Consider the following 10,226-nt stretch of genomic DNA (forward strand, 5'->3'; position numbering starts at 1 on the left):
TAGTTCTAGTCTTAGCTAATAACTTTAGCGGAAGACAGTTTCAAGTCTTTGCCGATTAATAGATTGAACTCAACACTTACTGGTGGAATAAACACACACACACGTAAGTTCTCTTCCCTTGCCTTCTCAAGCTTTGTCGATAACTCTCCACTATTGCTGAAACCCTCTCTCTCGGCGTCTCTGCGGCACAAGTCAATGTAATCAAATGGGCATTCTTTAGGTGACAGCACCAATTCTGCTTCTTGCATCAGACGCAGCGCCTTCATTGAGAGAAGTTCTACATCTTGCTCGAACTCAATCCAAGTCACTTGCCCTTCATTATCGACAGGTTCCGCCAAAGATTGCTGATAATAAGCTTCAAGTTGCTCGCGTTCCGTGGCTTGATTGATGAAACTGGAAGACAAAAAACGCTCCCAGAATTTGCGGCGTTCATCAACAGTAGGAAAGGACTCTTTAATCGAATTGCGTTTTGATGCACCAAAGTCTGCGATCAAACCAATATTCTGAGGCAAGACGGTTTCGAGTTTTTCTCTAATATTTCTCACCAAAACAGGTGATGCACCCCCGCTTGAGATCGCAATTTGGATTCTTCCGCGATTTATCATTGAGGGAGTGATGAAGTCACAGTAGGGTAAGTCGTCGACCACATTGACAAGAATACCCAACTTTTTTGCATCATTATGTACTTGATGATTTAGGTCTGGGTTGTCTGTGGTTGCCCACACTTGTAAGTAGTTTTTCGAGATAAGTTGTGAAGAATAAAAGTTTTGAACCCAATGGACTTTATTATCATCAACAAGCTGCTTTAAGTAAGGCTCTACCTTGGGGGACACTAAAGTGACATCCGCCCCAGCTCTTAACAAGCTATCTACTTTTCGGCAAGCAACCTCACCCCCACCCACCACTAAGATCGGCTTATTTTCTACATCTAAAAACATTGGGAAATAACGCATGTTCTTCCTTGAGGTGACTTCAATAACTATTCAGCCATGCTACCAAATTTGGAGCATATTAATAACTATCCGAGTGCAATAAAAATATTTATTCACCAAATTTCAATCTTTCTGAAGTTTAATGTTTCATCATTGTGATATTGATTCAGAATATTTACCTAGTCAATTGTCAATATAAAAATCTAAATCTCGTTGCACCAACAGTGTGAACCGCTGCACTATTTACATTAAGTTAACATTTGGTCATTCTAATTGTGTTCGGATTTGTGATTTCATTCAAAATTCTTTTTAAATTATACATTTGTGAAAGTACGGATCCTTTCCTAACCTTATAAATAGTTGTTTAAATCGCACACAGTTTCATTTGCAAAATGCAACCAGTTTGATTTGAGTAACAAGGTCTTAGAAAGCGCAACACATATAGAAAAACTCAAATGAGCACGAGTATCAGGTGTCACCTGGTTAACAAGGAAGGATACAAATGACAAATAAACTAACACTTCTTGCTTCAGTAGTAGCTGCATCAACTGCGATGATGGCAACATCAGCATCAGCGGCAGAAAGCACTCTGGACAAAGTCACATCTCAAGGCTTTTTAACTTGTGGTGTAAGTACAGGTCTTCCAGGGTTCTCTAACCCTAACTCAAAAGGTGAATGGGAAGGAATCGATGTTGAGTATTGTCAAGCTCTTGCAGCTGCTGTACTCGGTGACAAGACTAAAGTTAAGTATGTACCTTTAACAGCGAAAGAACGTTTCACTGCCCTTCAATCGGGTGAAATCGACGTACTATCTCGTAACACAACATGGACACTACATCGTGATACTGCTCTAGGTCTGAACTTCGTAGGTGTTAACTACTACGATGGTCAAGGCTTCATGGTTAAGAAAGAACTTGGCCTTACAAGTGCTCAAGAACTTGATGGCGCTTCAGTATGTGTACAATCAGGTACAACGACTGAACTTAACCTAGCTGATTACTTCCGTAACAGTGGTATGTCTTACAAGCCAGTAGTATTTGATACTGCAGCACAAACGTCTAAAGGTTTTGATGCGGGTCGTTGTGATGTTCTTACAACTGACCAATCTGGCCTATATGCACTTCGCTTGAACCTAGCCGATCCTAAATCTGCGCAAGTACTTCCTGAAATCATCTCTAAAGAACCACTAGGTCCTGTTGTTCGTCAAGATGATGACAAATGGTTCAACGTAGCTAAATGGACACTTTCAGCGATGATTAACGCGGAAGAGTACGGCATCTCTTCTAAGAACGCTGATGAAATGCTTAAGTCAAAAGATCCAAACATCAAGCGTATTCTTGGCGTTGACGGTCCTAAAGGTAAAGGCCTAGGTATTCGTGACGATTGGGGTTACCAAGTAATTAAACAAGTTGGTAACTACGGTGAGAGCTTCGAACGTACTGTTGGTACAGGTTCACCACTACAGATCTCTCGTGGCGTAAACGCACTATGGAATGCGGGCGGCTTTATGTACGCTCCACCTATCCGTTAATAAATTTCCAAGCATCAATTAGGGCGGACTTTTCCGCCCTATTTATTAAATGGATTTGAGGTTATAGCAGTATGAAACCTAATGAAACTATTTCTCCAGCTCAGGCAAAGCCACAGCCCAAAAGTGCCAACCTTTTTTACAACCCCACTTTTCGCTCAGTTATTTTCCAAATTCTCGCTGTCGGAGCACTCTGTGCTTTCTTTTACACGATCGTAAATAATGCACTCACTAACTTAGATTCCCGTGGTATCGCCACTGGTTTTGATTTTCTCTCCCAAGAAGCTGGTTTTGGTATCGGCTTAACTCTCATTGAATACGACGAAACGTTCTCATACGGTCGTACTTTCTTTATCGGTCTTCTCAATACCGCTTTAGTTTCTGTGCTAGGTATCATGCTAGCCACGGTACTGGGCTTTAGTATGGGTATTGCTAGGCTTTCTTCAAACTGGCTAGTGAGTCGATTTGCGGCGGTCTACATAGAAATATTTCGAAATATCCCTCTTCTTCTACAAATATTTTTTTGGTATTTCGCCGTTCTACAAGCATTACCTTCCGCTCGTCAAAGTATGAGCCTTGGTGAAGCTATTTTCTTGAATGTACGTGGTCTGTACTTCCCTGCCCCTGTCATGGAGCAAGGCAGTAGCATTGTTATCGCTTCGCTAATTGTCGGTATTATCGCTACGTTTGTTATCAACATCTGGGCTAACAACAAGCAAAAATTAACGGGTCAGCAAACACCGATGGGGCGCATTGCCGTTGCACTCATTGTGGGTTTACCACTGGTTACTTACTTTGTTATGGGCATGCCTATCTCTGCTGAATACCCTGTTTTAAAAGGGTTTAACTTCAAAGGTGGTATTAGCATCATTCCTGAACTTGCCGCATTGATGCTGGCTTTAAGTATCTACACAGCTGCATTCATCGCTGAAATTGTGCGTTCAGGTATCAACGCGGTAAACCATGGGCAAACAGAGGCTGCTATGTCTCTAGGACTCCCGCGAACAAGAACTCTTAAGCTCGTGATTATTCCGCAAGCACTAAGAATTATTATCCCACCACTAACCAGTCAGTATTTAAACCTGACCAAAAACTCATCACTTGCGATGGCCATTGGTTATCCCGATCTTGTGTCTGTATTTGCAGGAACAACATTGAACCAAACTGGACAAGCTATCGAAGTAATCGCGATGACAATGGGCGTCTACCTGACTCTAAGCCTATTAACATCCGCTCTAATGAACATATACAACCGCAAAGTAGCGTTGGTGGAGAGATAAGATGAGTACACATCAATTTCAACCTGATCTTCCGCCTCCAGCGAACACCGTTGGGCCTGTCGGTTGGTTAAGAAAGAATCTATTTAATGGACCAGTTAACAGTGTCGTCACTGTGGTGCTTGCTTATTTTGCTTTCACTTTATTGTGGGCAATAGCAGATTGGGCATTCATTAACGCTGATTGGATAGGAACAACACGAGATGCTTGTACAAGTGATGGCGCTTGTTGGGTGTTTATTAGCGTGCGTTGGGATCAATTCATGTATGGCTTCTACCCTGAAGCTGAACTTTGGCGCCCGCGCTTATTCTATATCACGCTTGCGATATTCGTTGCTTTGTTAGCCTACGAAAGAACACCAAAGCGTACTTGGATTTGGTTATTTTTTGTAAACATCTACCCTTTCTTGATCGCTGGTCTTCTTTACGGCGGCATCTTCGGACTAGAAGTCGTCGATACACATAAATGGGGTGGATTGCTAGTTACACTGATCATCGCGCTTGTGGGTATTGTTGTATCACTGCCAATTGGTGTCGCACTCGCACTAGGTCGACGTTCAGAAATGCCAATCATCCGAAGTATGTGTACCGTTTACATCGAGATTTGGCGTGGCGTACCGCTGATTACGGTTCTATTCATGGCCTCGGTAATGCTTCCCCTCTTTCTATCAGAAGGAACAGAAACCGATAAACTGATCAGAGCGCTTGTTGGGGTTGTACTATTCAGTGCGGCTTACATGGCAGAGGTAATCCGTGGTGGTTTACAAGCAATACCAAAAGGTCAATACGAAGCGGCTGATGCGCTAGGGTTAAGCTATTGGAAAAAAACGGGGCTTATCATTCTGCCTCAAGCTCTAAAAATCACAATCCCTTCAATTGTGAACACCTTTATTGGTTTGTTCAAAGATACCAGTCTAGTTTTGATTATCGGTATGTTTGATGTACTAGGGATTGGCCAAGCCGCGAATACCAACCCTGAATGGCTTGGTTTCTCCACAGAAAGTTATGTATTTGTCGCGTTAGTGTTCTGGGTGTTTTGTTTTGGCATGTCGAGATACTCGATTTGGCTAGAAAACAAACTTCACACCGGTCACAAACGATAATTAACAAGATCAAGGACGTATTATGACGCAGCAAACAGAAAACAACTCTCAAGGTCTTATGATCGAGTTAAAGGACATGAACAAGTGGTACGGTGAGTTCCACGTTCTTAAAAACATCAACTTGGAAGTTAAAAAAGGCGAGAAGATCGTTATTTGTGGCCCTTCAGGTTCAGGGAAATCAACGATGATTCGTTGTATTAACCGCCTAGAAGAGCACCAAAAAGGCCATATCTTTGTATCCGGTAATGAGCTAACTGAAGACCTGAAAAACATTGAAGCCGTTCGCCGCGATGTGGGTATGTGTTTCCAACACTTTAACTTGTTCCCTCACCTAACGGTATTGGAGAACTGCACCCTAGCACCAATCTGGGTGAAGAAGATGCCGAAAGAGGAAGCAGAAGCCATCGCGATGAAATTCCTCGAGCGTGTAAAAATACCAGAGCAAGCGGATAAATTCCCAGGGCAACTGTCTGGTGGTCAACAGCAACGTGTGGCAATTGCTCGTTCTTTGTGTATGAACCCTCAAGTTATGCTGTTTGATGAACCTACATCAGCACTCGACCCTGAGATGGTGCGTGAGGTGCTCGATGTAATGGTCGAACTTGCAGAAGAAGGCATGACAATGTTGTGTGTAACGCACGAGATGGGCTTTGCTAAAGAAGTTGCCGACCGCGTTATCTTTATGGATGCGGGAGAGATTATCGAAGAAAACAACCCAGTCGATTTCTTCGAGAACCCACAATCGGATCGAACTCAGAACTTCTTGAGTCAAATCTTGCACCATTAATGTGATACTATACTGATATAGACAGAGGCGGCTTCGGTCGCCTCTTCGTTATTAAAGCTTCTTAAAATTGTAAACATGACACACTAGTAACAATTTGTTACATCTTGAGAAACACTTAAACGACTATTTTGATTATTATTTTAAGTATACAGAAGGAATGAAAGACTTGATTTTTCGAACTTTCAGCCCCATAAATGTACTAATAACTATTGAAGTCACCTTACGAGGAAGATTATGAACAGCCCTATGTTTTCACGCACAGCAACTCAAGAGAATGCTCTGCAAACCAATAAAGTGTTGCGTAACACATACGCACTACTGTCTATGACACTACTTTGGTCTGCTGTTGTAGCAGGCGTATCTATGGCGATGAACCTTCCTCGTCCTGGTCTTATTATCATGCTGGTTGGTTTTTACGGCCTACTATTCCTAACAGAAAAGAACCGTGACAACGGCATGGGTCTTGTGTTTACGTTCCTGTTTACAGGTTTCCTAGGCTACACGATCGGTCCAATCTTAAACATGTATGTCGGCGCAGGTATGGGTGATGTCATCCTAACTGCACTTGGCGGTACTGCGCTTGCCTTTATGGCAGCATCAGCTTACGCACTAACAACTAAACGCGACCTTTCATTCCTTAACGGTATGTTGATGGCAGGTTTTGTTGTGCTGCTAGTGGGTATGGTTGCAAACATCTTCCTACAGATGCCTCTACTATCATTGGCAATGAGCGGTATGTTCATCCTGTTCTCGACTGGTGTTATCTTGCTAACAACGCAAAGCATCATCCGTGGCGGTGAAACGAACTACATCTCAGCAACGATCAGCTTGTATGTTTCGATCTACAACATCTTCATCAGCCTACTAAGTATCTTAGGTATTATGAACAGCAACGACTAATCATAGTTCGTTCAAAATCGAGCCCAAGAGCCTGTCTCTTGGGCTTTTTTGTATCTGTAGATGCAATATTCCTAGAGATAACGACAATATCTCTTGAGAAAGGTAAACGTGGTCATGTACCCTATTTACTGAGTTAAACTGATTCTGGACTAAACATGTTTGAATATAACGGCAAACAAATTGAAACCGACGCTCAAGGCTACCTATTGGACTACACACAATGGGACGAAGGGATGATTGAAATCCTGGCTGAAGACGAAGCGATTGAACTGACTGAAGCACACTTGGAAGTCGTCCATTTTGTAAGAAGCTTTTACGAAGAGTTCAAAACCTCTCCAGCCGTTCGTATGCTCGTTAAAGCAATGGAAAAAGCCCACGGCCCTGAAAAAGGTAACAGTAAATACCTGTTCAAATTGTTCAAGAAAGGCCCAGCTAAACAAGCTACAAAGTTAGCGGGTTTACCTAAGCCAGCGAAATGTTTATAAGCTCTATCCGCTAACAAGATCTACCTGTAAATACTGTAGCAACAGCGCTACAGTATTTTAAACTTTCCAGCAGAAACAGTCCGTTTATCCGTCTCATTGATTTGATGCTTAACAACTTGGTCTACTGTAGCGCTAGACGGCCCCAACTGTAGCCACGCGTATAACTTATCTATCTGCTCCATATCCCCAACCGCTAATACTTCGACACGACCATCGTTTAAGTTCTTTGCATAGCCTGAAATACTCAAGGCGTGCGCCTGCCTGCTTGTGTGATAACGAAAACCAACACACTGAACTCGGCCTGATACGACAAATATACATTGTGAATTTTTCATAACGTTGCCTCATAAATTATATGAATGATATAGTTGAGACTCTATTCAATCACCGTTTGGCGGTGGCATTACTTCGAGTATAACGATTATGAAAGAAATCCCATTTCGTTGGATTGACAAATATCTCATTCACCTAAAAATCCAAGAAAAGTTCTATCTACTCTTCTTATTACCTCTTCTCGCCCTGGTTATTTTAACGCTTGTTTTAGATAGTGCTGCGGACTCTTTACTGGCCCACCTTTATCAAGAAGAGATGCTCTTGATGAAAGGACTAATAGAGGCCGGTCAACTCACAAAAGACCAAGTGGCTCAGCTTGTCAGTAACTCTGACACTATCTCCCTAGGTTATGGCGCTGGCTCAGTTTCGGTCATGAACGGTGCATTCAGCTTAATCGCCAACCACGATCAAAACCTTTGGTCAGCCCTCTCAGCTACTCAAGTTTCAATCATTGCCGTTACTCTATCTCTGATCGCGTTAGGCGTTTATTACATCATGACGTTCATTGGCGGTGCGATGTTCTCTATGAACAAAGCATTAAGCACGTTAGCGAATGGCGATCTCACCTGTCGTATGAACTACTTCCTCGTTCGTGATGAATTCAGTGAAATCGCAATTACTATTGATAAAGTAGCAGAGCGTGAACAAAACATGGTGTTATCGATTCAAGAGTCTGTCGCTCTCATGCAGCAGATCAGCTCTGACTTAAACCAATCAACACAACAAAGCTCAGACATCTCGGGTAATCAACAAGAACACCTGAATAGCTTGGCAAGTGCTACGGAACAAATGGCAGCGACGATTCGTGAAGTCGCAACGCTTGCTCATGAGTCGAGCTCTCAAACGATGGATGCTCGTGGCGTAGCGCAAAGCGGGCAATTGAAGGTTTCTAATACTCTAGAGTCTATCTCTAACCTATCTCAAGAGATCCAGTCGGCTTCACAAGCAGTAGAAGAACTTGATGCCAACGCTGCACAAATCGATGAAGTGGTCGCGACCATTAATGGGATTTCAGAACAGACCAACCTATTAGCACTCAACGCGGCTATCGAAGCTGCTCGCGCTGGTGAACAAGGTCGAGGTTTTGCGGTCGTTGCTGACGAAGTTCGCGCTCTTGCAGGACGTACTCAACAAGCTACTGTCGAAATTCAAAGCATGATTGAATCATTACAACGTAACAGCCAATCGCTTACCAAGCTGATGGAAGTGACGGTTAACAACGCGAATGAAGGTCAAACGTTGATGTCAGAAGTGAACGTTGAGATCGGCTCGTTAGCTGAGAAGAATCAATCAATATCTGACAGCAGTACCCAAATTGCGACCGCCTCTGAAGAGCAAGGTGTGGTTGCTGATAATATTGCACAGAGCGTTGCAGAAATTCGTCACCAATCAGACAGCATTTGCGAAATGATCAGTAAGAGTAATTCCAATGTCGATCAGCTGCGCAAGCAAAGCGACACCATGGAAGGCTTACTGACAGGTCTGAAAGCTTAATCATTAAGATCTGAACATAAAATATCGATACTTGGGCTGCTTCTGCAGCCCTTTCTTATTTGCTTTTCGATTTGACTTCCCCGACAATACGTCTCCTTCAAATTTCAACCAACAGAGTAAATCATGACTCCTTCTATTCATCTAGCTAAAGCCCGAGACAAATCGTTACGTCGTAAACACCCATGGGTATTTTCACGCGGTATCGATAAGGTTGAAGGCGAGCCACAACAAGGTGAAACTGTAGACGTATATGCTCAAAATGGTCAGTGGCTTGCGAAAGCAGCTTACTCTCCTGCTTCTCAAATTCGAGCTCGTGTTTGGACATTTGAAAAGGAAGAAATCAATAAAGCGTTTTTCATCAAAAGATTTAAAGACGCACAATCACTGCGTGAAGATATTATCGAACGCGATGGTTTGACAGGATACCGCTTAACGGCAGCTGAATCTGACGGCCTACCAGGTATTACTATCGACAAGTACCAAGACTTCTTAGTTTGCCAACTACTTAGTGCTGGCGCTGAGTTCAACAAGAGCATTATCGTTGAAGCCCTAGTTGAGTGCTTCCCTGATTGCAATATTTACGAACGCTCTGACGTAGCAGTTCGTAAAAAAGAAGGCTTAGAACAAACTGTCGGTGTACTGCATGGTGAAGAGCCACCTAAGTCAGTAGTCATTGAAGAAAACGGCGTGAAGATCAGCGTGAACATCATGGAAGGCCATAAAACGGGCTTCTACATGGATCAACGTGATAGCCGTAAAGAGTCAATGAAGTACGTTAAAGGCAAAGATGTTCTTAACTGTTTCTCATACACCGGTGGTTTTGGCCTTTACGCACTTAAAGGTGATGCTAAGCGTGTAATCAACGCAGATGTATCTCAGCTGGCTCTCGATACAGCTAAGTTCAACGCAGAATTGAATGAGTTCGACATCTCAAAAAAGCGTGCAGTATTCCTAAACGCAGACGTATTCAAACTACTTCGTGAATACCGAGATCAAGGCACTAAGTTCGACGTAGTGATCATGGATCCACCAAAGTTCGTTTCAAGCAAAAACAACCTAACATCAGGTGCTAACGGCTATAAAGACGTTAACATGCTTGCGATGCAAATCCTTAAGCCAGGTGGAACACTACTCACCTACTCTTGCTCAGGTTTGATGGGAGCTGACCTATTCCAAAAAATCATTGCTGATGCCGCTCTAGATGCAGGCAGAACTGTGAAATTTGTTGAACGCTTCGAGCAAGCTGCCGATCACTTGATCGATACGGCTTACCCAGAAGGTTTCTACCTAAAAGGTTTTGCTTGTAAGGTTCTCTAATTTTAGAGCTTTAGAGTCTAGTTTTTATAGCAAAGCAGACGTATTAAAAAGGGCCTTTCGGCCCTTTTTTG

Annotated in this window: 10 protein-coding genes; 8 read left to right on the forward strand and 2 right to left on the reverse strand. The window is 42.9% G+C overall.

Annotation, left to right across the window (positions count from 1 at the left end):
• Positions 1 to 11: 11 nt before the first annotated feature.
• Positions 12 to 953, reverse strand: coding sequence for a precorrin-2 dehydrogenase/sirohydrochlorin ferrochelatase family protein (locus AC3CKG_RS08820; protein ID WP_488528180.1), 942 nt, complete (start codon positions 951 to 953; stop codon positions 12 to 14).
• Positions 954 to 1,434: 481 nt separating this feature from the next.
• Between AC3CKG_RS08820 and AC3CKG_RS08825 the strand changes: the two genes are divergently transcribed.
• The 6 genes from AC3CKG_RS08825 (at position 1,435) to AC3CKG_RS08850 (ending at position 7,011) form a co-directional block, all read left to right on the forward strand.
• Entirely contained in the window at positions 1,435 to 2,463 is a 1,029-nt protein-coding gene (locus tag AC3CKG_RS08825; protein WP_004733634.1) for an amino acid ABC transporter substrate-binding protein, read from the forward strand.
• 71 nt (positions 2,464 to 2,534) lie between these two features.
• Complete coding sequence (locus AC3CKG_RS08830; RefSeq protein WP_102312764.1) at positions 2,535 to 3,740, forward strand: amino acid ABC transporter permease; 1,206 nt, start codon at positions 2,535 to 2,537, stop codon at positions 3,738 to 3,740.
• Position 3,741: 1 nt separating this feature from the next.
• Entirely contained in the window at positions 3,742 to 4,839 is a 1,098-nt protein-coding gene (locus tag AC3CKG_RS08835) for an amino acid ABC transporter permease (RefSeq protein WP_488528181.1), read from the forward strand.
• A gap of 22 nt (positions 4,840 to 4,861) precedes the next feature.
• Complete coding sequence (locus AC3CKG_RS08840; RefSeq protein ID WP_009846639.1) at positions 4,862 to 5,626, forward strand: amino acid ABC transporter ATP-binding protein; 765 nt, start codon at positions 4,862 to 4,864, stop codon at positions 5,624 to 5,626.
• Between the two features lie 234 nt (positions 5,627 to 5,860).
• Positions 5,861 to 6,526 carry a Bax inhibitor-1/YccA family protein gene (locus AC3CKG_RS08845; protein WP_017110713.1) on the forward strand — a complete coding sequence of 222 codons (666 nt, stop codon included), beginning with the start codon at positions 5,861 to 5,863 and terminating at the stop codon, positions 6,524 to 6,526.
• A 155-nt stretch (positions 6,527 to 6,681) separates the two neighbouring features.
• Positions 6,682 to 7,011: a TusE/DsrC/DsvC family sulfur relay protein gene (locus tag AC3CKG_RS08850; RefSeq protein WP_102281823.1), complete on the forward strand. Its 330-nt coding sequence runs from the start codon at positions 6,682 to 6,684 to the stop codon at positions 7,009 to 7,011.
• A 47-nt stretch (positions 7,012 to 7,058) separates the two neighbouring features.
• On the opposite strand, the gene yccX is transcribed toward AC3CKG_RS08850, so the two are convergent.
• The gene (gene yccX / locus AC3CKG_RS08855; RefSeq protein WP_488528182.1) at positions 7,059 to 7,346 is read right to left on the reverse strand and encodes an acylphosphatase; all 288 of its coding nucleotides are present in this window, start codon (positions 7,344 to 7,346) and stop codon (positions 7,059 to 7,061) included.
• An 88-nt stretch (positions 7,347 to 7,434) separates the two neighbouring features.
• Here yccX and AC3CKG_RS08860 point away from each other — a divergent pair, with 88 nt between their 5' ends.
• Positions 7,435 to 8,838 (forward strand): methyl-accepting chemotaxis protein, encoded by a 1,404-nt coding sequence (locus tag AC3CKG_RS08860; RefSeq protein ID WP_017110715.1) that lies wholly within the window; start codon positions 7,435 to 7,437, stop codon positions 8,836 to 8,838.
• 123 nt (positions 8,839 to 8,961) lie between these two features.
• Positions 8,962 to 10,155, forward strand: a complete 1,194-nt coding sequence (locus AC3CKG_RS08865) for a class I SAM-dependent methyltransferase (RefSeq protein ID WP_065104239.1) — start codon at positions 8,962 to 8,964, stop codon at positions 10,153 to 10,155.
• Positions 10,156 to 10,226: the final 71 nt, after the last annotated feature.

It is taken from the genome of Vibrio sp. QJM3NY_15 (assembly GCF_057785995.1).

Bases quoted from the DNA above. Each gene is read 5' to 3' on its own strand.
- AC3CKG_RS08820 (WP_488528180.1), bottom strand. From the start codon at position 953: ATGCGTTATTTCCCAATGTTTTTAGATGTAGAAAATAAGCCGATCTTA.
- AC3CKG_RS08835 (WP_488528181.1), top strand. From the start codon at position 3,742: ATGAGTACACATCAATTTCAACCTGATCTTCCGCCTCCAGCGAACACC.
- AC3CKG_RS08840 (WP_009846639.1), top strand. From the start codon at position 4,862: ATGACGCAGCAAACAGAAAACAACTCTCAAGGTCTTATGATCGAGTTA.
- AC3CKG_RS08865 (WP_065104239.1), top strand. From the start codon at position 8,962: ATGACTCCTTCTATTCATCTAGCTAAAGCCCGAGACAAATCGTTACGT.
- AC3CKG_RS08845 (WP_017110713.1), top strand. From the start codon at position 5,861: ATGAACAGCCCTATGTTTTCACGCACAGCAACTCAAGAGAATGCTCTG.
- AC3CKG_RS08825 (WP_004733634.1), top strand. From the start codon at position 1,435: ATGACAAATAAACTAACACTTCTTGCTTCAGTAGTAGCTGCATCAACT.
- yccX (WP_488528182.1), bottom strand. From the start codon at position 7,346: ATGAAAAATTCACAATGTATATTTGTCGTATCAGGCCGAGTTCAGTGT.
- AC3CKG_RS08860 (WP_017110715.1), top strand. From the start codon at position 7,435: ATGAAAGAAATCCCATTTCGTTGGATTGACAAATATCTCATTCACCTA.
- AC3CKG_RS08830 (WP_102312764.1), top strand. From the start codon at position 2,535: ATGAAACCTAATGAAACTATTTCTCCAGCTCAGGCAAAGCCACAGCCC.
- AC3CKG_RS08850 (WP_102281823.1), top strand. From the start codon at position 6,682: ATGTTTGAATATAACGGCAAACAAATTGAAACCGACGCTCAAGGCTAC.